23 protein-coding genes and 2 pseudogenes are annotated in these 20,311 nt (G+C 34.5%); 10 read left to right on the top strand and 15 right to left on the bottom strand.

Annotated elements, in window-relative coordinates:
* Positions 1-114 precede the first annotated feature (114 nt).
* The 4 genes from rpsF to rplI are packed head-to-tail and all read left to right on the top strand — an operon-like array spanning position 115 to position 1,494.
* Positions 115-498, top strand: coding sequence for a 30S ribosomal protein S6 (gene rpsF, locus GYW75_RS08750; protein ID WP_034914699.1), 384 nt, complete (start codon positions 115-117; stop codon positions 496-498).
* Positions 482-790 carry a primosomal replication protein N gene (priB, locus tag GYW75_RS08745; protein ID WP_065560729.1) on the top strand — a complete coding sequence of 103 codons (309 nt, stop codon included), beginning with the start codon at positions 482-484 and terminating at the stop codon, positions 788-790. The genes rpsF and priB overlap by 17 nt, the downstream gene beginning before the upstream one ends.
* Before the next feature lie 4 nt (positions 791-794).
* Positions 795-1,022, top strand: coding sequence for a 30S ribosomal protein S18 (gene rpsR, locus GYW75_RS08740; protein ID WP_025314965.1), 228 nt, complete (start codon positions 795-797; stop codon positions 1,020-1,022).
* A 22-nt stretch (positions 1,023-1,044) separates the two neighbouring features.
* Positions 1,045-1,494, top strand: a complete 450-nt coding sequence (gene rplI, locus GYW75_RS08735; RefSeq protein ID WP_065590871.1) for a 50S ribosomal protein L9 — start codon at positions 1,045-1,047, stop codon at positions 1,492-1,494.
* 53 nt (positions 1,495-1,547) lie between these two features.
* On the opposite strand, the gene ggt is transcribed toward rplI, so the two are convergent.
* The 9 genes from ggt to GYW75_RS08690 form a co-directional block, all read right to left on the bottom strand.
* Entirely contained in the window at positions 1,548-3,209 is a 1,662-nt protein-coding gene (gene ggt / locus GYW75_RS08730; protein ID WP_366940487.1) for a gamma-glutamyltransferase, read from the bottom strand.
* A gap of 654 nt (positions 3,210-3,863) precedes the next feature.
* A complete protein-coding gene (celB, locus tag GYW75_RS08725) occupies positions 3,864-5,213 on the bottom strand; it encodes a PTS cellobiose transporter subunit IIC (RefSeq protein WP_065590869.1) in 1,350 nt (449 codons plus the stop codon).
* Positions 5,214-5,227: 14 nt separating this feature from the next.
* The gene (locus GYW75_RS08720; RefSeq protein ID WP_174799076.1) at positions 5,228-5,713 is read right to left on the bottom strand and encodes a hypothetical protein; all 486 of its coding nucleotides are present in this window, start codon (positions 5,711-5,713) and stop codon (positions 5,228-5,230) included.
* Between the two features lie 15 nt (positions 5,714-5,728).
* Positions 5,729-6,067: a PTS cellobiose transporter subunit IIA gene (locus GYW75_RS08715; protein ID WP_174799163.1), complete on the bottom strand. Its 339-nt coding sequence runs from the start codon at positions 6,065-6,067 to the stop codon at positions 5,729-5,731.
* 14 nt (positions 6,068-6,081) lie between these two features.
* Positions 6,082-8,097 (bottom strand): BglG family transcription antiterminator, encoded by a 2,016-nt coding sequence (locus GYW75_RS08710; RefSeq protein WP_194240458.1) that lies wholly within the window; start codon positions 8,095-8,097, stop codon positions 6,082-6,084.
* A 165-nt stretch (positions 8,098-8,262) separates the two neighbouring features.
* Positions 8,263-8,580, bottom strand: a complete 318-nt coding sequence (locus GYW75_RS08705) for a PTS cellobiose transporter subunit IIB (protein ID WP_174799074.1) — start codon at positions 8,578-8,580, stop codon at positions 8,263-8,265.
* A 25-nt stretch (positions 8,581-8,605) separates the two neighbouring features.
* Positions 8,606-10,042, bottom strand: a complete 1,437-nt coding sequence (locus GYW75_RS08700) for a 6-phospho-beta-glucosidase (RefSeq protein ID WP_174799073.1) — start codon at positions 10,040-10,042, stop codon at positions 8,606-8,608.
* A gap of 214 nt (positions 10,043-10,256) precedes the next feature.
* Complete coding sequence (locus GYW75_RS08695; protein ID WP_174799071.1) at positions 10,257-10,541, bottom strand: YciI family protein; 285 nt, start codon at positions 10,539-10,541, stop codon at positions 10,257-10,259.
* Positions 10,542-10,624: 83 nt separating this feature from the next.
* Positions 10,625-10,852: a ChaB family protein gene (locus GYW75_RS08690; protein ID WP_065590864.1), complete on the bottom strand. Its 228-nt coding sequence runs from the start codon at positions 10,850-10,852 to the stop codon at positions 10,625-10,627.
* Between the two features lie 198 nt (positions 10,853-11,050).
* Here GYW75_RS08690 and GYW75_RS08685 point away from each other — a divergent pair.
* Positions 11,051-11,278, top strand: a pseudogene (locus GYW75_RS08685) (transposase); the annotation flags it as partial.
* Here the strand turns inward: GYW75_RS08685 and GYW75_RS08680 are convergent.
* Positions 11,279-12,431: pseudogene (locus GYW75_RS08680) on the bottom strand (IS3 family transposase).
* Between the two features lie 333 nt (positions 12,432-12,764).
* Between GYW75_RS08680 and GYW75_RS12800 the strand changes: the two are divergent.
* From GYW75_RS12800 to GYW75_RS12375, 5 genes are all read left to right on the top strand, one after another.
* Positions 12,765-12,959, top strand: coding sequence for an RHS repeat-associated core domain-containing protein (locus GYW75_RS12800; protein ID WP_411578461.1), 195 nt, complete (start codon positions 12,765-12,767; stop codon positions 12,957-12,959).
* Positions 12,910-13,209: a hypothetical protein gene (locus GYW75_RS08670; protein ID WP_174799069.1), complete on the top strand. Its 300-nt coding sequence runs from the start codon at positions 12,910-12,912 to the stop codon at positions 13,207-13,209. The genes GYW75_RS12800 and GYW75_RS08670 overlap by 50 nt, the downstream gene beginning before the upstream one ends.
* A gap of 76 nt (positions 13,210-13,285) precedes the next feature.
* Positions 13,286-13,627, top strand: coding sequence for a hypothetical protein (locus tag GYW75_RS08665; protein ID WP_174799067.1), 342 nt, complete (start codon positions 13,286-13,288; stop codon positions 13,625-13,627).
* Between the two features lie 278 nt (positions 13,628-13,905).
* The gene (locus GYW75_RS12380; protein WP_202983957.1) at positions 13,906-14,070 is read left to right on the top strand and encodes an HTH domain-containing protein; all 165 of its coding nucleotides are present in this window, start codon (positions 13,906-13,908) and stop codon (positions 14,068-14,070) included.
* Positions 14,071-14,111: 41 nt separating this feature from the next.
* On the top strand, positions 14,112-14,474 hold the full coding sequence (locus GYW75_RS12375; protein WP_202983956.1) for a DDE-type integrase/transposase/recombinase: 363 nt from the start codon (positions 14,112-14,114) through the stop codon (positions 14,472-14,474).
* 262 nt (positions 14,475-14,736) lie between these two features.
* On the opposite strand, the gene era is transcribed toward GYW75_RS12375, so the two are convergent.
* The 5 genes from era to GYW75_RS08635 all read right to left on the bottom strand — a co-directional run bounded on the left by era (position 14,737) and on the right by GYW75_RS08635 (position 20,310).
* Positions 14,737-15,642 carry a GTPase Era gene (gene era / locus GYW75_RS08655; protein ID WP_174799066.1) on the bottom strand — a complete coding sequence of 302 codons (906 nt, stop codon included), beginning with the start codon at positions 15,640-15,642 and terminating at the stop codon, positions 14,737-14,739.
* Positions 15,639-16,316, bottom strand: coding sequence for a ribonuclease III (gene rnc, locus GYW75_RS08650; protein WP_370738304.1), 678 nt, complete (start codon positions 16,314-16,316; stop codon positions 15,639-15,641). Before rnc ends, era begins: the two co-directional genes overlap by 4 nt.
* An 8-nt stretch (positions 16,317-16,324) precedes the next feature.
* A complete protein-coding gene (gene lepB / locus GYW75_RS08645; RefSeq protein ID WP_174799064.1) occupies positions 16,325-17,326 on the bottom strand; it encodes a signal peptidase I in 1,002 nt (333 codons plus the stop codon).
* 48 nt (positions 17,327-17,374) lie between these two features.
* Complete coding sequence (lepA, locus tag GYW75_RS08640) at positions 17,375-19,171, bottom strand: translation elongation factor 4 (protein WP_174799062.1); 1,797 nt, start codon at positions 19,169-19,171, stop codon at positions 17,375-17,377.
* 155 nt (positions 19,172-19,326) lie between these two features.
* Complete coding sequence (locus tag GYW75_RS08635; protein WP_174799059.1) at positions 19,327-20,310, bottom strand: MucB/RseB C-terminal domain-containing protein; 984 nt, start codon at positions 20,308-20,310, stop codon at positions 19,327-19,329.
* Between the last annotated feature and the right edge of the window lies 1 nt (position 20,311).

Genomic DNA, 20,311 nt, shown 5'->3' with positions numbered 1-20,311 from the left:
AATAACTTGATATATAATGCCTCGTCGATTTCAACCGCCTATTTTTCATGTTCCTTGCTTTCAATGGGTTGCGGTTGCCCCGACAGAAAGCTGATTAATCCGTAGGGAGCGATAATGCGTCATTACGAAATAGTATTTATGGTTCACCCAGATCAGAGTGAACAAGTACCTAGTATGATTGAACGTTATACTGGTACGTTAACCACTGATGGTGGCAAAATCCATCGTTTAGAAGATTGGGGTCGTCGTCAATTAGCCTATCCTATCGAAAAACTGCACAAAGCACATTACGTGTTAATGAATGTTGAAGCAACTCAAGAAGCTGTTAACGAGCTTGAAGATAGCTTCCGTTTCAATGATGCAGTAATTCGCAGTTTAATTATGCGCACAAAACACGCTGTAACTGAAGCTTCACCTATGTTAAAAGCCAAAGATGAACGTCGTAGTTCTGAAGAAGATTTTAACGAAGTAAACATGGACGATGATTCCGACGAATAATCGTTTAATGTTATCGGGTATTGTAAAAAAAACTCCGATACGAAAAATCAGTCCAAGTGGGATCTCGCATTGTCAATTTTATTTAGAACACGTTTCTAAACAAATCGAAGCAGAACTTACAAGACAAGCATGGTGCATAATGCCTGTGATTGTTAGTGGACAACAAGAGCTAAGTTACATAAAAAAAGGCAGCAAAGTTTTAGTTAGTGGCTTTATAAGCACACATACTAAACGCAACCAAACAAGCCAACTTGTTTTACATGCTGACCAAGTTAAACTATTAGGAGAATAGCCAAATGGCACGTTATTTCCGTCGTCGCAAATTCTGCCGTTTTACTGCAGAAGGCGTTAAAGAAATTGATTATAAAGATGTTTCTTTATTAAAAAGTTATATCACAGAAAGTGGTAAAATCGTACCAAGCCGTATCACTGGTACTAGCGCAAAATATCAACGTCAATTAGCTCGCGCAATCAAACGCGCTCGTTACTTGGCATTATTACCATATACTGATAATCATCAGTAATTAGCAACAGAGGGAACATATAATGCAAATTATTCTACTCGATAAAGTTGCTAATTTAGGCAGCTTAGGTGATCAAGTTAATGTTAAAGCAGGTTACGCACGTAACTTTTTAATTCCACAAGGTAAAGCTGTATCAGCAACTAAAAAGAATATCGAATTCTTTGAAGCTCGTCGTGCTGAATTAGAAGCTAAGCTTGCAGAAACATTGAAAGCAGCTGAAGAGCGTGTTGCTCAAATCAATGCACTTGGTAAAGTAACTATTACTTCTAAAGCCGGTGATGAAGGCAAATTATTTGGTTCAATCGGTACTCGTGATATCGCTGATGCTGTTAAAGCTCGTGGTATTCAAGTATCAAAAAGCGAAGTTCGCTTACCAAATGGTGTACTGCGTACTACTGGTGAACATGAAGTGTTCTTCCAAGTACACAGCGAAGCATTCGCTAAACTTATTGTTGATATTATTCCTGAATAATTATCCAACAATAAATACAAAAAGACCCGTCATTATGGCGGGTCTTTTATTATCTATTTCACAATAATTGATTTACCTCGACCTCGAATATCTGATACGGCTTCGGGTTTATTGTCGGTAATTTTTATGGCTTGAATATCACCGCTAAAATCTTGCTGTTTAAAATGATAACCCATCTGTTTAAGTTTATCTTTTAACTTTTCTGGCACTTTATTTTGAAAACGCTCAATAAAGATAAGATTCGCTGGTAATAGTTGATGATGATAACGCGGAGCATCCATTGCCGCTTTTAATGACATATGATTATCAAAAACATTTGTCACAACTTGAAAGATTGAAGTAAAAATCCTTGAACCACCTGGTGTACCAATGACCATTGCAACTTTGTTATCTTTAATAAAAATACTTGGTGTCATAGAAGATAAAGGACGTTTATTTGGTTCTATTGCATTAGCATCTTTGCTCACGACACCAAATTGATTAGCAACACCTGGTTTACTACTAAAATCATCCATTTCATTATTTAGAATGATACCAGTGCCTTCTATTACAACAGCAGATCCAAACCAACCATTAAGTGTGTAAGTATTCGATGCGGCATTGCCCCATTTATCCACAATCGAAAAATGTGTAGTCTGTAACTTTTCACGATTATTATCTAAACCTGGTTTAACTTTTTCAGTAATCGAAATCGCTTTTGGATTAACTTGTTTCGCTCTCTGCGCTAAATAATTAGTATCAATCAATTCAGTGACAGGTACAGAGATAAAATCAGGATCTCCCATATATTCGGCTCGATCGGCAAAAACACGTTTTTCTATTTCTGCTAACAAGTGAATATATTGCGCTGAATTTACTTTTACCTCTTTGAAATCATTCGCTAAATATTGTTTCATTAATAATAATTGAATTAAACCAACACCTCCTGAGCTTGGCGGTGGAGCAGTAACAATCTGCATATCATGCCAGTTAGCAATTAAAGGATCTCGCCATTTAACCTTATAATTTGCTAAATCATTTTCAGTAATTAAACCTTCATTTTTCTCCATCTGTTGTGCAATTAATTTAGCCGTTTCACCTTTATAAAATCCATCGCTACCTTGCTGGGCAATACGATCTAAAACTTTACCAAGCTCAGGTTGTTTAAATATTTTCCCTTCTTGCATTGAACCAAAGTATTGCTTAAAGTGACCATTAGCAGGCGCAAGTTCTTGTGCCTCTTGATAACGTTTAACTAGTTGTTTGTCTACAACAAATCCTTCATTGGCAAATCGAATAGCTGGTGCTATAACCTCTTTCCAAGGTAATTTACCAAAACGCTGATGAACCGCCCACATACCAGCAACAGTTCCAGGCACTCCCGATGCTTTGTAAGAATATAAACTCAAATTAGGAATCACATTTTTATGATCATCAAGATACATATCTTTATCAGCTTTACTTGGTGCAACTTCACGATAATCAATAAAATAAGGCTTACCGTCCATCCAAAGAGTCATAAAACCACCCCCACCAATGTTACCCGCTTCAGGATAAGTAACAGCAAGAGCAAATGCGGTGGCCACCGCAGCATCGGCTGCATTTCCACCTTTTTCGAGCACTTCTTCGGCTGCCTTTGCACCATAATAATCGGGCGAAGCAACTGCGGCAGCTGTTAATTTTTGTGTTACGTTTTCGACAGCTAGTACTTGTTGGCTTATCAGTAAAAATACCATAAAGTAGCAATACTTTATCAATTTACGTTTAAGAGAAAACATTTTGTACCTCCAAATTAAAGTATCATTTATCGTACCCACATAATCCCCAAATACATAAAGCGCATTAATAGATCATGCAACAATAAGTTAAGGGTAACCATCAATATAGCATAGAAAACAAAAATACTGATCGAATATTGATCAGTTATATAGTACATATTTACTCTAATTTACCATTTTAATGGAGTAGCAAAGATTACTAGAACTAAAAAATAATTAACGCAATTATAATTTACTCAATAGAGACTGATGATTAAATGTGAAATGCAATCGATGATAATTAAAATTTGTTATAAAATTTCATCTAGAAGTTTTAAAAAATACTTTCGTTTGGTGTAAAAAATTTTTTACAAAATTAACTGAAAATGTCAACAATGATGTATTTTCTTAACACAGTTAGCGAATAAAATATTCTCCGTCTAAATAAAACTGATTTTTGTTAAAAACTTTCAGGAAACACTACGTTTGAGTATAAATTTGAGTATAAAACAGTAGTGAATTTAGTAGGGATGATTTCTTGAATCTCAGAGAAAATAAGTATAATTGATATTTATGATTTTAACTAAAAAAGAGCGTAACCTTTAATAAAAGGTATACGCCCTTATATAAAAATTAAGCTGTTTGAATTTGGTTTTCTGATTTACCTTGCTCATCTTTATACAATTTATTGTCATATAATTTGACAAAAGGAATATAGATTAGCAAAGCTAAAATAGCCGAGAATATGGCAACAATAGCCGCTTTATAATCACCGCCAGTACTAATAAATGCCCCTAATCCCATTGGGGATGGCCATGGAATTAATGCGATGATTGGATGAATAAAACCAGTATTAATAGCCAAATAACCTAATGTTCCGCAAGCCATAGGTGCTAAGAAAAAAGGGAGAGCTAAATAAGGATTGTATACAATCGGCATACCAAAAATAACTGGTTCGTTGATATTGAATATTGCGGGTACTGCAGATGCTCGCCCTAAGATTTTTAGTTGGCTAGACTTAGCAAAAAACGCAATAAAAAATGTCATTAATAAAGTAGAACCTGATCCCCCTAAAATCACGAGTGAATTATTAAATTCACCAGCAAAAGGAATATGTGCTCCCGCTGTATTTTCAGTCATATTAGTTAACATAATAGGAGTAATAAATGCTCCAATAATACTGGCACCATGGATCCCAACCACCCATAGCGCATGGATTAAAAATAGGATAACCATAATACCCAACCAGCTTTTGGTAAGATTGGTTACAAAAGCAAACGGTACAGCTATAATATTGAAAATATCAGTACCAAAATAGATGAAAATACCATTAACAATGATCACAAAAAAGGCAATTACAAAAGTTGGGATCAGTGCGGTAAAAGATCGCGAAACACCTAATGGCACTGTTTCAGGCATTTTTACAACCCAATTTCGTCTAACACATAAAAAATAGAGGTTAGTTGCCACAATGGCCATAACTATTGCAATAAATATACCTGATGTACCCAAGCGAAAGATAAATGGTTGTAAGCGTAGCCCATTAAAGACTAAATTATTTTGATCATTAAGTAAGGTAATAACCCCATTTTGCATGATCAGTTCAGGCAAAGTCATGAAAAAGGCAAAAACAGATAACATCGCACCATTAAGAGCATTAACTTTAAGGCCTGTTTCTTCTGCTTCGATTTTAGTTAGTTCATAACCAACAACAAAGTTAAAATAAAGAGCCAAAATACCGATTGTCGCTGTGTTAGCAATCATATAAAGATCACTCACTCTAAAAAAAGTATTTTCAAAAAAAACTTCTAATCCCGTAAATGTCATTGGCAATGTGTTAAATACTAAAAACATTGAACCTACAATAGAAAAAGGTACAGACGCCATCCCCGCAGCCATTACTGCTCGAACAATTTTAAATTGCGATATTTTAGCCATGGGCGTCATCAGATATTTCTGCAAAATAACAAATCCCGTATTCATTTTATTGTCCTCTTTTAATTAATAAATTTTTCGTAAGCTTGGATTCTTTTAAAATGCTGATCCCGATTATGTTGAATATTATTTAGCTTTTTAAGCATTAAAAACGTAATAATTAAACTCAATACCTGTAATATCGCCAATACATGTAATGTATCTTGCGTCTGTTTTAAAAATGGATAGAAAATTTGATACAAAGGGGTATAGAGAGTAATAATGAGTGCCGTAAAGACTATCGCTAAAGTACGATAAAATAATCTTGCATAAGGCAATTTGTTGCAATGATTACGATAAAGCTTAATTTGTTCCCATGTGGTAAGTATTCCCAAAACAAAAAGAGTAAGCGGTAAAATAGCGACTATTGACAATGAACCTATTAGAAAGATTGCCCAATAAAGATTCAAAAATAAAAAAAATGCAGTGGTATAGCGAATCACTAAAAATCGATTAAACTTAAGGTTAGTTAGGCTGATTTTTTTATGCATTGTTAGATTTTCTGTCATTATGCCACTCCTTATTTAGCTTTTTAGTTTTATTTCTAACTCATGATGTTTTTCATATAGATGTAACATTTCAATTGCCATTTCTCGAAAGCTCATGGTTGTCATTAAGTGATCTTGTGCATGTACCATAATAATTTCCATTGTGATTTTGATACCATTGGCATAATTTTGCAGTAGTTCTGTTTGGGAATGGTGTGCTTGTAAGATTTCTTTATTCGCTTCTTCAAGAAGCTGATTTGCGCCAATAAAATCAGCTTGTCTCATCGTCTTAAAAGCCTCGTGGATTTTAGTTTTAGCATTACCACTATACAAAATAATATTAAAAGCAATAAGTTGAATATCCTCTGGGCTCATTTCTTTATTCATTGCTATACCTCTTTTTCAATAAGTTGGATAAAAAGTCGTTTAAATTGGTTAAAGTTTTGTGTTTTTAACAGTTTTGTTTGCATTTCTAAATCGTCAATCAATTTGACAATAGCTTTTGTCATCATTGATAAAGTCGGGTTTTGATAAATAGATGGTGAAATCATAAAGATAAAGTGAATTTTTGGATAATTGTGATCCCAAAATAATCCATCAGGAATAATTGCAATACCAATTTTAGACAATTTTCCCACAGGCATTGCCGGATGTGGCACTACGATAGTTGGGCTAAAGAAAATATCACCTAATATGTTACGATTCTCCATTTGCTCTATCATCTTTTGTTTATAATTGTTATCTTCATTTAGTACTAAAAGATCAAGCAAACCATCTAAAACTTGTGCTTTACTTTGGGTACCACTGCATTGGTAGAAATAATCAGCGGATAATTCATCTACCATTTGTTCAACATTACTAAGATGATCTAAAGTATTTGATGATGCAAATGTTGATATTGGCTCTGTATGTGCCGAGATAAGCATAATTGGTGACGATAAATGACGACGAATTTTTTGTATATCATCTTCTGTAAAAAATACAGAGACGTGAAAAACAGGGACTTTAAATACTTTTGATGATAGATCAACTGACGAGATAATAAAATCAACCTTATCCAATACTTTGGGTTCAATTTCATAATAGCCTTGCGTTGCAACGATTTTGATTCTTTCATTAAACTCGCATTCAACGCGATTTTTTAGTAGTTGAGCACTACCCTGCCCAGTTGCACAAATAATTAACACTTTAGCCTTTTGTTCATTTTTTAACTTTTCTATCGAAGCTAAAAAGTGCAAAGTCAAATAACCCCATTCATCATCAGGAATCGTAAATTTTTTAAGTTCAGGAAGCTGGTTAAGGTATTTTTTAACTAACTCAAACAATTCTGGAGAGTTTGTTTTAATTTCATCAAGCAATGGGTTTTTCAATTTTATATGCTGTTCTAAACGGACAATCATCGGTTTTAGGTGCTGAATAATTCCATTTTTCAATTGCTCATCGTTTAAAAATAAATATCCAATTTCTTGCTGTATTCTAAATAATAAATTAGTCAAAGATAAATACAGCTCGGAGTTAAAATCATTCTGAATAAAATTTGATTTACTAATCAAATGCAATGTTAAATACATTTGTTCTTCTTTGGGAAAACAAAAACCAATCACTTTCTCTACTCTATTGATGATTTTTTTAGCGACTTGATATTCCAATTTCTTTTTAGTCGATTGTGGCATATCAAGATTTTGAATAGAAAGCCCTAACTGTAACCGTTTGATACTTAATGATAAATGTAAGACGATATTTTGTATCATTACATCAGATAATTTTATTTTTGCCTCACGACACTCATCTAAAATAATAATGGTTAACGTATCTAAGCCAATTACATCATTGAACTTGTTTAAATAAGTTAGATGCTGCAGAAAATTAATCGATTCTTCATGAAAAAAATAGCTCAAAATAAAATGTCGTTTTGCTTTTTCCTCACCTTCAATATAAAACAGAGATTGACTTTTTTTAATAGTAAGCCCATAAGGTTGGAGTTGGTGTTTGATTTCTAAAATATCTTTATTTAGTTGAGAAGAACTAATAAATAATTGTTCAGCTAATGCTTCTATATCGATTTTTTGGCTTTCTAATAAAAATAAATTAAGAATATGGTGTTTTCTCTGACATACTTCTCGACAATTTGCTTGTTCTACATTGCGATCTAATAAATGATGCTCAATTAAAAATAAATTGAAAGCTGTTCTATCTTTAATTTGTAATTTGTAACCATAACCTTGTTTACTAATAATAGATCCACCGTGACTTTCAATTAACGATTTCAAATCATTAAGATAAGTGCGAACAGTACGATCTGATAATGCTAACTCATTTGCTAGTAATGCACTACTTTTGAATATATCTTTAGAACGAACTAATAAACTAATAAGGTCACGCTGTTTATTTTTAATCACTATCATCCATACCTGTGTCAACTAAAACCATATTATTAATAATATAGTGAATACTTTTAACTATTACATAAGTACACCACACATCAACGTAAGATAGTAAGGCGCTGCTATTTTAATAATCTATTCACAACGCCAAATCATATCGCTAAAGCCGATATATATTGATTTAAATTAGTTTATATTCTCCTCTACTAACTTAGCCAGTTGTTCAATGCCTGATTGAACGGGTATATAAGCCTGAAAAGGAATACTCACAACAGGCTTACCGACTTCTTCCCCCAATTTTTTAAATTTATCAAGCATCATCATAGTTTGCGGGCTAATTAAAAAGAGTGAAAAATCACTACATTGAATCATATTTCCGCCTTCGGTTGCCGAGACAGCATCAACCAAAATTGTTTTATCTTTGCTAGCAAAATATTCTGTTACTTTTTTAGCCATTAATGATGATGACATACCTGCCGCACAAATGATTAATGCTTTTTTCATAAATTCCCCTAAAAATAGTTATGCTTTATAAGACTTCGCCATTAGACTCAATCACTCTTTTAAACCATGCGAATGAGGCTTTGCGGCTACGTTTTAGTGAACCGTTACCTTTGTTATCTTTATCAACATAGATAAATCCATAACGTTTTTCCATTTCACCTGTCCCTGCTGAAACAAGATCAATACATCCCCAAGGAGTGTATCCCATCAAATCAACACCATCTTCTTCAACAGCAAGTTTCATTTGTTTAATATGTTCACGCAGATAATCAATACGGTAAGCATCGTGCACGCTACCATCAGCTTCGACTTTATCGTAGGCGCCAAAACCATTTTCAACTATGAAAAGCGGTAAACGATACATATCAGTTAACCAATTAAGTGTATAACGAAGTCCCTCAGGATCGATTTGCCAACCCCAATCTGATTTTTTAACATATTGATTGCCGATCAGATCGGTTTTTTCGTTATATTCATAGCTTTCATTATTTTCTTTCTTCCTAATTGCATTAGACATGTAATAGCTAAAGCCAATGTAATCAACTGTTCCATTTTTCAAGATCTCAAGATCTTGATTGGTGATATCAAGTTTAAAATCTTTACGTTGCCAATAATTTTTAATATGGTTTGGATACTCTCCATGGACATGAACATCACCAAAAAAATATTTACGCTCCATAGCCTTTTGTGCCATTAGAATATCACCTGGTTTACAAGTCTCTGGATAGATAGGGATCATCGCCAACATACAGCCTATTTCAAAATCAGGATTAATAGCATGACCAATTTGTACCGCTTTAGCACTAGCAACTAATTCATAATGTGCAGCTTGATACATAATCTGCTCGCGATCGTCGCTTTGTTTATAGAAAATACCTGAGTTAGTAAACGGTGCAAAATCTTCATTAAAGTTAGCTTGATTATTGATTTCGTTAAAAGTCATCCAATATTTGACTTTATTCTTATAACGTTCAAAACATACCTCGGCAAAACGGACAAAAAAATCAATTAATTTACGATTACGGAATCCTCCATATTCAGTAACAAGGTAATAAGGTAATTCAAAATGAGAAAGTGTAACAACTGGCTCAATATTGTATTTTAAGCATTCATCAAAAAGATCATCATAAAATTTTAACCCCTCTTCATTTGGTGCAAGTTCATCACCTTTTGGAAAGATACGAGTCCAAGCAATAGAAGTACGAAAACATTTAAAACCCATTTCAGCAAATAACTTAATATCATCTTTATAATGATGATAAAAATCAATAGCTTCATGATTAGGATAATATTCACCTTCAATAACACCCTCAGTAATTTTACGATAACTTTTTGGTGAACCAACAGTCATCACATCAGCGACACTTATTCCTTTTCCACCAACTTGCCAAGCACCTTCTAATTGATGAGCAGCAACAGCACCACCCCACAAAAAATCTTTTGGTAAACCTCTATTCTTCATAATTAAGTACCTGTGTTTATTGATAATTCAAATTTAGTATAAAAGGAAAAAAATAGAATTACTAACCAACTTTTTCCGTATTGATCAGGAAAAATATAAGTATATTTGAGTAGGAAAGGTTATTAGTGAAATGTGCAGCTTTTTGTGATATTTACCGAAATGCGATAAATATCACAAAAATGAATGATAAACTTTAAATATTTGAAGTTAACTTTTAAATAAATTCTTCAAACCCATCGGCATATTTCGATGGCACAAACTCGATAATCTCATATTGAGCAATATGATGAATATAAAACGGATCTTTTTGTAATATTGCTAGCGCTTGCTCTTTATTCTCAGCACGACAAATAATCACACCACCTGTACGAGGGACTTTTGGACCTGATGCAATAAAATGTCCCGATCGGTAATAATCCTCAAGATAATCAATATGCTGTGACAAATATTTTTCTACTTCGGTAATGGGCTTCACATAAGTAAGTGTACAAATATACATATATATATCTCCTAAATAAATATACAAAAAATAAATTTTTCAAAATATTAAGCTGTGTTGCTCAACTTAAACCATTTAAATATCTATTTAGCTACCCATTTACCATCTTCACCTTTGTGATAAACCTTTTCGACAGCAGCCCAAGCTACTTTAAAAGCAATCGTTTCTGGTGCACTGTTATCACGCCGTTTATGCGGATCTTGATATTCCTTAATTGCACTATTAAATGCTTCTTTAAAAATATCTTGCGCATGTTCAGGCAAGACATGGCGTACTGAATCAGGTAAATCTTCACGTGTTTTATATGGCATATCACATCCCCCCTCATAAATTAATTTTGATGGCTGAAAATTTAAAATGGTAATAGTAAAATAGCACATTCATCGAATATATTATCGTCTATAAAATAATATAATTACTAGGGCGTGTTGATCTTTCATGATTATTTTTTAGACGGCATGATGTGAGTTATAATAATTCTGCAAAAAACAACCATAACTCGATTCATCATGCCAAGAACAATGCTAACAGATAAACGGTGGGAAAAGCTACTACAAATAATGAAAAATACCGGCCGAGTTTATAATAAATCCGAGCATCGGATGACGTTTGAAGGGATCCTTTTCCGAATGAGAACCGGTATTCCTTGGCGAGATTTGCCAGAAGAGTTTGGTGAATGGAGCACTATCTATAGACGATTTAATTTGTGGTCTAAAAAAGTGATCCTCGCCAAAATATTAGACAGTGCCCACCTCTATCATTTTTTCGTTTTGGTAATATTGTTGTTCATATTGTTCAGGTGATACCCAGCCATTAGCTGAATGACGGCGTATCCGATTATAATAGATTTCAATATATTCAAATAGTGCTTTATTAGCCAGTTTCCTCGTTTTGTAGTAACAGTCATGAATAATGTGTGTTTTGAGTGTATGAAAAAAACTCTCAACAACCGCATTATCAAAGCAGCTTCCTCTTCGACTCATGCTTTGCCTTAGCCCATATTGTAACAATAATTGCTTGAAATCAGCACTGCAATATTGGCTTCCTTGGTCACTATGAATGAGTACATTTTTAGGAAAGTGACGCCGAAATAAAGCTTGTTTTAATGTATTACACACTAAATGGCGATCTATGTAGCGACTCGTTTGCCTAGCAATCACTTTTCGTCCATATAAATCGATAATCACCGACAAATATAACCAACCTTCACCCGTTTTAATATAAGTAATATCGGTTACCCATGTCGTATTCGGCTTATCAGGGTTAAATTGCCTATCTAACGTGTTGGGCGCAATATTGTGATGAGCCTTGTCTGTTTTATACTTGAATTTACGTGCTGCTTTACTTCGTAATCCCAATTTTGTTGCAAAACACGGCTAATTGTCCTTTCTGAAACTTGATAGCCTGCTTCTCTTGCATCATGAAGCAGGCTTGGTGCACCCAGATGGGCTTTATGTTGCCAATACTGCTTTTGGATATACTCGCTGAGTTTAGCTGATTTGTTTGCTCTTTTTAACCAAGCATAATAACCCGATGAACTGACACCAAGTAATGAGCATATCCTAGTAACGGGATAGCAGGTTAAATGATTTTTCATATAAGCGTACTTCATCGACTTGGATTGTTGATGATATGCACATGCGCCTTTTTTAGTATATCATTAGCCATTTTCAGTTCTTTAATCTCTTTTTCTAACGCCATAATCCGCTGTTGCTCAGCGGTTAACTCTCGACGGCTGGTTTTATTCGGGGAAAGTTGCCTAATCCATTTATCTAGGGTTGATTTACCCACACCTAGATGATTGGTAAGTTCGCTGATAGAAAGGTGTGCATTAGATAACGCATAATCCACTGATTGTTGTTTAAATTCGATACTAAATTTTTTGACCATGATATTTGTCTCCTATGATTTTTGTTTATATCATAGAGGCGACTTTTGTCCACTTTTTTGGCGAGGATCAAAGTTGTATGTCCGAAACAGTAGATTTAAATACTGATCAATTTAAAATTAATAAAAGGAATGAATTTACTTCATTTGATGAATTGCTATCTATATTTAGAATTTTTTCAGATTATTTAAATATAAGAAATTAAAATATATTTCTACACATTTATATTATTAAAGATTTTATTGGATATCATTAACCATTGAAAAGACGGAATAAGAATGATTCAGGAAATTGAACTCAAATCAGTAAAATAGAATCATCAGATATCAGGGTAAATATTAGACAGAAAAACTGGCTTACATTACGATAGTTTTAGGTATTATGATCCAGATATAGGTAGATTTTTTCGGTCTGATTTGATTGGGCTGTTAGGGGGGGAGGATCTGTATCAGTATGCACCGACTGACAGTTTTCTAGAAAATGGCCTACCGCTTTCTGATATTACTAAATTTTATAGGATTAGTAACTGATGGTTATTATAGATTTGATTTTATTAATCGAGAAATAGAAGCTATTAATAAAGGAAAATTAGCTCCACCAGGTGTTTCTGTTATTAGAGCTAATAGTGTCGATGAAGCCACCAAAATATGGAATGAAGCTTTTCCTAATAGGCCTGCGATAAGTATGGGGGAAGCAAAAGTTGTGGATCTTAGGAAAATTGGATTTGATGTTATTCATGATCCATCTAAGGGTAATTTGGGAGTATACCAGCAAGATTAATTCATTCAGAAGGTATTAATAGTTTTAATACTAATAAAAGCAAACTGTTTGGCATTTTCAAAGGATGTAAAGGGTAATGATAAAAGACTATATTGTTTCATTTAGAGATAAACAGAGATATGCTCTTATAGAATATAAAAAAATTGAAAAGTTTGATCATTATTATGAAGGAGTGATTATTGAATCTAATTTTACCAAAGAAGTAATTTTTTTTATTAATGAATGTAATTCGATTATTAATGATATGACAATATCTCTCTTGGATGAGATTGAGGAAAAATTATATTCTTATGATATTGGTTTGGAAAAAAATTGTTCTAGAATTTTTGATATTGAATTTATTGATAAAAATAAAATTTCTTTTTTTACAAAATACCCATCAAGCCGAGGTTATTTAGATAAATATCCGAATAGTTAATTAATATAAAAATCGTAATATTTATGAGTCACTGGCGCATATAAATAAATGAAGTAATGAATGAGAGGGGGTTTTGTACTTCCACACCGATCTGAAAGGTTGTTCTGAAGAAATAAGCGTGCAAATAATTGAAGATACTTAGCAAGAGATATTCGCAATCTTAGAAAAATATTAAGTAATGCTGGGGATAATAGTGAGGTAATAAACAGACAATAAAGTGAATTAATTAGGTATAGGATTTACTAGCGTTGTTTACAGTAATTTGAGAAACTACTGTAATGAATATACATAAAAAAACAAAACTAACGCCTTATCACAGACAAGAGATATGGCGCTTATATCATAAAGAAAAAATAACGGTCACTGATTTGGCAAAACGCTTTATGGTCAGTCGGCCTACCATTTATAATGTACTAAAGAAAGCCCGATTGAAGATAAATTAAGACGGTAAGCTAAACGCTATAACAAAACCTATCCGGGAGAAATGCTACACGTTGATACCAAACGTTTACCTTTACTTAAAAATGAAACGAAACAGCGAACTAGAGAATATTTATTTGTCGGTATTGATGATTTTTCACGTGAGCTTTATGCGGGTATTTACCCTGATAAATCCCAATTTAGCGCGGCACAATTTTTACAAAACGATGTGTTAGCCCAATGTCCTTATACTATTGAATGTGTTTATTCCGATAATGGACGTGAATATCAAGGCACCAGCGAATACTTATTTGTTAAAACGTGTAATAACCACCGTATTAATCAAAAATTCACCAAACCCGCCTGCCCACAAACGAATGGGAAAGCCGAAAGAGTGATACGAACTTTGAATTGCGATGTGGCATAATCAGCATATATTTAGCGATTCAATAGATAGAAAACAAAACTGAAACGCTTTATTAATTTTTATAATACCGTTAAACCACATAAAGCGATTTCAGGGAAAACGCCTTATGAGTTTTTAGAGGATTATTTTAACCATGAAGTGTAAACAACTCTGCGTTTTCCTACATCTTAAGTCTTTTGTTTACAACATCGAAAAGAGGGAAATAAAATTAAAAAATCAGGCATATTTATGCCTGATGAATAACTAAAATCAAGTAAGATCTTTAATCATCACTATAACCCAAACTCCGCAACGCTCGTTCATCATCAGCCCAGCCTGCTTTGACTTTTACCCAAAGCTCTAGATGGACTTTATTGTCGAAAAATGATTGCATGTCTTTGCGCGCTTCAATACCAATTTTTTTGATTTTTTCACCTTTGTTGCCGATGACCATTTTCTTTTGTCCATCGCGTTCAACTAAGATTAGTCCGTTAATGCGGTACATTCCATTACGTTCGTCAACTTTAAATTGTTCAATTTCAACCGTTACTGAATAAGGTAATTCGTCACCTAAAAAACGCATAAGTTTTTCACGGATAATTTCTGATGCCATAAAGCGTTGCGAGCGGTCGGTAATGTAATCTTCAGGGAAATGGTGTTCACCTTCTGGTAAGTGTTTTTTGACGATATCTTTTATAATATCTACACCTTCTCCTTTTTCAGCGCTAATTGGCACAACATCAAGGAAGTTAATTTTTTGGCTTATCGCTTGAATATGCGGTAATAATTGTGTTTTGTCGGTGACGTTGTCAATTTTATTAATCACTAACAGAACTGGGCTTTTGCAATCTTTGAGTTTGTTGGCGACCATTTCGTCGTCGTCATTCCAATGTGTGCCTTCAACCACAAAAATAACGAGTTCAACATCCCCTATTGAGCTGCTTGCAGCACGATTCATTAAGCGGTTTATGGCTCTTTTTTCTTCAATATGAAGTCCGGGAGTATCGATATAGATAATTTGGTCATTATCCTGCGTGTCAATACCCACAATTCGGTGACGGGTCGTTTGCGCTTTGCGTGATGTAATCGAAATTTTTTGACCAAGCAATTGGTTTAGTAGCGTTGATTTACCTACATTTGGTCGCCCGACAATGGCGACAAATCCACAATGTTGTGTTGTTTCTGTCATTTTATACCTAATTGGTTGAGTGCTTCTTGTGCGGCAGCTTGTTCTGCTTTTCGGCGACTTAAGCCACGACCTAAATATTCATGGCTATCATTGTCAATTTTGCATTGAATTAAGAATTCTTGTTCGTGGTTATCGCCAGTTACTTCAAGAATTAAATAACATGGGCGCGGACGATGAATTCCTTGTAAGTATTCTTGTAATCTTGTTTTGGCATCTTTTTGTTTAATACCAGGTTGAATTTGGGTCAAGCGGCTTTGATACCATGATAAGATAAGTGAACGAACTGTGTCTAGGTTGCTATCTAGATAAATGGCACCGATTATGGCTTCTACAGCATCAGAAATAATCGATTCGCGACGAAAACCACCACTTTTGAGTTCACCCTGTCCTAAAATAAGGTGATCGCCCAATTTAAAATCCTTACCAATTTCGGCAAGTGTTTGCCCGCAAACAAGTGTTGCGCGCATTTGGCTTAGATCGCCTTCATCTTGTTTGGAAAAACGGTGATAAAGTTCATCGGCTATGACAAGACTTAAAATAGAATCCCCTAAAAACTCTAAACGCTCGTTATGCAATTTATTAGCACTTCGATGAGTAAGGGCTAATTCAAGTAGGGATGTATCTTGAAACATATAGCCGATTGATTGTTGAATTTGACTAAATTTTTTCATAATTATAGCTATTAGTGTATACCGCCAATACGACTAAAGCGGATTCCTGTTGGCCATTCGTTTGGTTGTTTTTCAAAGCTGATCCAAATCGCAGTTGCTTTACCCACAAAATTACCTTCGGGTACAAAGCCAAAGTATCGACTGTCACCGCTGTTGTCACGGTTGTCACCCATCATAAAGTAATGACCTTGTGGTACAACCCAAGTGGCTATCGGTTGTCCATCCTGATGATAAAAATAGCTAGGATTTTCTTGTGAACCTTGAGTGGTTAGAATATCATGCGGTGTGTCACCAAGAGTTTCTTGTTGAATATTCATATTTAATGTCATGATAGACTGAGAATCAACAATACCTTTATCCGCATATTGTTCTAGCGTGTAAAAATTAGGGTTTGATTTGAACTGTTCATGCACCTCTTTCCAGTTACTTGGCCTTGGTTCGCTGTAATGCAAATTGAGCGGCTGTGATTGTTGCCCTTCGCAATTTGCATCTGTTGCTTGGCAAGCAGGATAGATTAAGATTTGCTTTTCTTTTACTAAATAGACGATTTTGTCACCTGGCAAGCCGACAACCCGCTTTATAAGATCCATTTGAGGCACATTTGGGTGTTTAAATACGGCAACATCACCACGTTTTGGTTGTCCTGTCGGAATAATGACGGTGTTAGTAATAGGATCACGCACACCATAAGAAAATTTTTCAACCGCAATAAAGTCGCCAATTAGTAATGTTTGCATCATTGATCCTGATGGAATTTGAAACGGTTCATAGATGAATGAACGAATAACAAACACGACAAACAATACCGGAAAAAACGATGCCAAATTTTCAACCCAACCTTTGGGTTTACCAACTTCAGCCAGTATCTTTCCATCAACTTCGCCATTGCTTTGAGTGCGGATTTCTTCAACTTTACGTTGTCTTGCTGGTTTCCATTTGAATTTTTCTAAAAACCAAAAGATACCAGTAATGAGTGTTGCTAGTGTTAATATGATGGCAAATGTTCCAGCCATTTTTTTCCCTCTTTAAATAAATCTTTTTATTGATTTGTTTTTAATTGGTTAATCTTTTCCTACATGCAAAATGGCTAAAAAGGCTTCTTGCGGTAATTCCACATTACCTATTTGTTTCATGCGCTTTTTACCTTCTTTTTGCTTCTGTAAAAGTTTCTTTTTACGACTCACATCGCCACCATAACATTTGGCTAATACATTTTTGCGTAGTTGTTTGACCGTTGATCTTGCTATGACATGATTACCGATAGCCGCTTGTATGGCAATATCAAATAGTTGACGAGGAATAAGATCTTTCATTTTTTCAACTAATTCTCGTCCACGATATGGTGCATTGTCTTTGTGGGTAATTAAGGCTAATGCGTCAACTCGTTCACCATTAATTAATACATCTAACCTTACCATGTCGGCAGCTTGGAATCGTTTAAAACTGTAATCTAATGATGCATACCCACGCGAAGTCGATTTTAGTTTGTCAAAAAAGTCTAATACAACTTCGGTCATTGGGATTTCGTACGTTAAAGAAACTTGATTGCCATGATAAACCATATTGGTTTGCACACCACGTTTTTCAACACAAAGTGTGATGACGTTGCCTAAATAAGTTTGCGGAACTAATATGTTACATTCTGCTATTGGTTCGCGTAATTCTTGAATGTTATTTACTGCTGGTAACTTGGCAGGGCTATCAACGTAGATAATGTCATTTGATGTAGTTAGTACTTCATAAACAACCGTCGGTGCAGTGGTTATCAAATCAAGGTTGTATTCACGCTCTAAGCGTTCTTGAATGATTTCCATATGCAATAAGCCAAGAAAACCACAACGGAATCCAAATCCTAAAGCTCCAGAATTTTCTGGCTCATAAAACAACGAGGCATCATTTAGACTTAATTTGCCAAGGGCATCACGAAAAGCTTCGTAATCGTCAGAACTGGTTGGGAATAATCCAGCATAAACTTGTGGTTTGACCTTTTTGAAACCAGGTAATGGATTTTGCGCAGGTGCTTTTGCTAAAGTTAAGGTGTCGCCCACCGGCGCACCTAGTATATCTTTGATCGCACAAACAACCCAACCCACTTCACCACAATGCAGGCATTGTTTGTCAATTTGCTTAGGGGTAAAAATACCAAGTCGATCAACGTTATAAGTCATACCTGTGCTCATTACTTTGATCTTATCACCTTTGTTTAATTCGCCATTTTTAATGCGAATTAATGAAACTACACCTAAATAATTATCAAACCATGAATCGATAATAAGTGCTTGCAATGGTGCTGTCGAGTCACCTTCTGGTGGTGGAATATCGCTGACCAATTGCTCAAGTACATCAACAACGCCAACGCCAGTTTTTGCCGAGCAACGCACTGCATTGCTAGCATCAATACCTACAATATCTTCGATTTCGGCTGCAACGCGCTCTGGTTCAGCCGCAGGTAAGTCAATTTTGTTTAGAACAGGGACAACTTCAAGATCCATATCTAACGCAGTGTAGCAGTTTGCCAGTGTTTGAGCTTCAACACCTTGCCCCGCATCCACAACTAATAACGCCCCTTCACAAGCAGCTAGCGAGCGTGACACTTCATAAGAAAAATCAACATGACCTGGTGTGTCAATAAAATTGAGCTGGTATGTTTCGCCATTTTTAGCATGATAATCAAGGGTTACACTTTGTGCTTTGATTGTGATGCCACGCTCACGCTCAAGATCCATTGAATCAAGTACTTGAGCTTCCATTTCACGATCTGAAAGCCCACCACAAATTTGTATTATGCGGTCTGAAAGCGTTGATTTACCATGGTCAATATGGGCAATAATTGAAAAATTGCGGATATTTTTATTCATATTAATAAATTATAATTAGTATCTTGGTTATTAACGGTTAACTATCTAAAATGCCTTTTGGTTATGACCAATATTGCTAATAATTACATAGTCAGAAAGTAAAATATTTTACACTTTTATCGCTACCAAGCATAGCGTTATTAAGTAGTTTGCACTTATTTCTGAACAATATTTTGTGCAATACGTTCAATAGTAGTACGAGGTAAATTACCTATGATGATAATGTTTTTGTGACCTAAGTTGGTTGAATAAATAGTCCTTCCACCTTGTTGAATAATTTGATTAGCTTGTTTAGCTTGTTCAGATGAGATATTGACCGTAAACGAAAATACGCCATCCGAAAACAATTTAGTCGCGATGTCAGAACTATAAAAATTCAAATTATAAGCAGCCACTTCTTTAAATCCTTTAGGTAACCAAGCTAGTCGCCATTGGTCAAAAGCATTATTTTGTTTTTCAATCGATAATAAGATTGGGTAAGTTCGACTAGCGATATAATCTAGCTGTTCTTTCTTATCAAAATTTTTATCTAGTTGGATTACTTTTATCTGATTAATGATGTCGCTATTTTGATCTAATAAATCGATCCTAATTGGTAAACTGGTTTCATCATCAATCCAAATTACATAGCTATAACGGTCCTGTTCTTTAGCTATGATTTTAACTAATTTTGCGCTTCGATTAGCTGTTCTTGCTTTGCCTAAAAAAATAAAATCGTAAACCTCTTTAAGGTCATTAAAATTATTATAAACAACATCGGGGTAAGCTTCGATAATTCGTGAGCTAGTGATAGAAAATGATGAACTATTAGGCTGAAAGTAACTGGTTATGCCTTTATGTAAGATGATCTCTTTATCAGGACCTTCCAGATAGCGCAAGTAAGCATTAATATCTTCTTTTACAGGCGCACCTATATGGCTATATTCGAATGTGGTTACATATTGATTTTTATCTTCAGATACGAAGTAAATACGGTAATCTTGCGTTTGTACAGCGTGATTCATTTTGTTTAATAACGCAAAGGCATCCTCTGTATCGTTGGCATAAATCGATACTGAAAAAAATGCAAAAAACAGAGCGAATATTATTTTTCGGCTCTGTTTTATAAAATATTTGATAAAATAATTTGATGATTTCATT

Origin of the sequence: Gilliamella sp. ESL0232, from assembly GCF_013346885.1 — a bacterium.
In the GTDB taxonomy this organism is placed as follows: Bacteria; Pseudomonadota; Gammaproteobacteria; order Enterobacterales; family Orbaceae; genus Gilliamella; species Gilliamella bombi.
The sequence above is the reverse complement of the archived record's forward strand: the minus strand, read 5'-3'. Positions and strand labels throughout refer to the sequence as shown.

Excerpts from the sequence above, each read along its gene's own strand:
- GYW75_RS08715 (WP_174799163.1), bottom strand. The coding sequence starts at position 6,067 with ATGAGCCCAGAGGATATTCAACTTATTGCTTTTAATATTATTTTGTAT.
- GYW75_RS08665 (WP_174799067.1), top strand. The coding sequence starts at position 13,286 with ATGATAAAAGACTATATTGTTTCATTTAGAGATAAACAGAGATATGCT.
- GYW75_RS08700 (WP_174799073.1), bottom strand. The coding sequence starts at position 10,042 with ATGAAGAATAGAGGTTTACCAAAAGATTTTTTGTGGGGTGGTGCTGTT.
- lepB (WP_174799064.1), bottom strand. The coding sequence starts at position 17,326 with ATGGCTGGAACATTTGCCATCATATTAACACTAGCAACACTCATTACT.
- GYW75_RS12380 (WP_202983957.1), top strand. The coding sequence starts at position 13,906 with ATGAATATACATAAAAAAACAAAACTAACGCCTTATCACAGACAAGAG.
- GYW75_RS08720 (WP_174799076.1), bottom strand. The coding sequence starts at position 5,713 with ATGACAGAAAATCTAACAATGCATAAAAAAATCAGCCTAACTAACCTT.
- GYW75_RS08690 (WP_065590864.1), bottom strand. The coding sequence starts at position 10,852 with ATGCCATATAAAACACGTGAAGATTTACCTGATTCAGTACGCCATGTC.
- GYW75_RS08705 (WP_174799074.1), bottom strand. The coding sequence starts at position 8,580 with ATGAAAAAAGCATTAATCATTTGTGCGGCAGGTATGTCATCATCATTA.
- ggt (WP_366940487.1), bottom strand. The coding sequence starts at position 3,209 with ATGGTATTTTTACTGATAAGCCAACAAGTACTAGCTGTCGAAAACGTA.
- celB (WP_065590869.1), bottom strand. The coding sequence starts at position 5,213 with ATGAATACGGGATTTGTTATTTTGCAGAAATATCTGATGACGCCCATG.
- GYW75_RS12375 (WP_202983956.1), top strand. The coding sequence starts at position 14,112 with ATGCTACACGTTGATACCAAACGTTTACCTTTACTTAAAAATGAAACG.
- lepA (WP_174799062.1), bottom strand. The coding sequence starts at position 19,171 with ATGAATAAAAATATCCGCAATTTTTCAATTATTGCCCATATTGACCAT.
- GYW75_RS08670 (WP_174799069.1), top strand. The coding sequence starts at position 12,910 with ATGGCCTACCGCTTTCTGATATTACTAAATTTTATAGGATTAGTAACT.
- era (WP_174799066.1), bottom strand. The coding sequence starts at position 15,642 with ATGACAGAAACAACACAACATTGTGGATTTGTCGCCATTGTCGGGCGA.
- GYW75_RS08710 (WP_194240458.1), bottom strand. The coding sequence starts at position 8,097 with ATGATAGTGATTAAAAATAAACAGCGTGACCTTATTAGTTTATTAGTT.
- rplI (WP_065590871.1), top strand. The coding sequence starts at position 1,045 with ATGCAAATTATTCTACTCGATAAAGTTGCTAATTTAGGCAGCTTAGGT.
- rpsR (WP_025314965.1), top strand. The coding sequence starts at position 795 with ATGGCACGTTATTTCCGTCGTCGCAAATTCTGCCGTTTTACTGCAGAA.
- GYW75_RS08635 (WP_174799059.1), bottom strand. The coding sequence starts at position 20,310 with ATGAAATCATCAAATTATTTTATCAAATATTTTATAAAACAGAGCCGA.
- GYW75_RS08695 (WP_174799071.1), bottom strand. The coding sequence starts at position 10,541 with ATGTATATTTGTACACTTACTTATGTGAAGCCCATTACCGAAGTAGAA.
- priB (WP_065560729.1), top strand. The coding sequence starts at position 482 with ATGATTCCGACGAATAATCGTTTAATGTTATCGGGTATTGTAAAAAAA.
- rpsF (WP_034914699.1), top strand. The coding sequence starts at position 115 with ATGCGTCATTACGAAATAGTATTTATGGTTCACCCAGATCAGAGTGAA.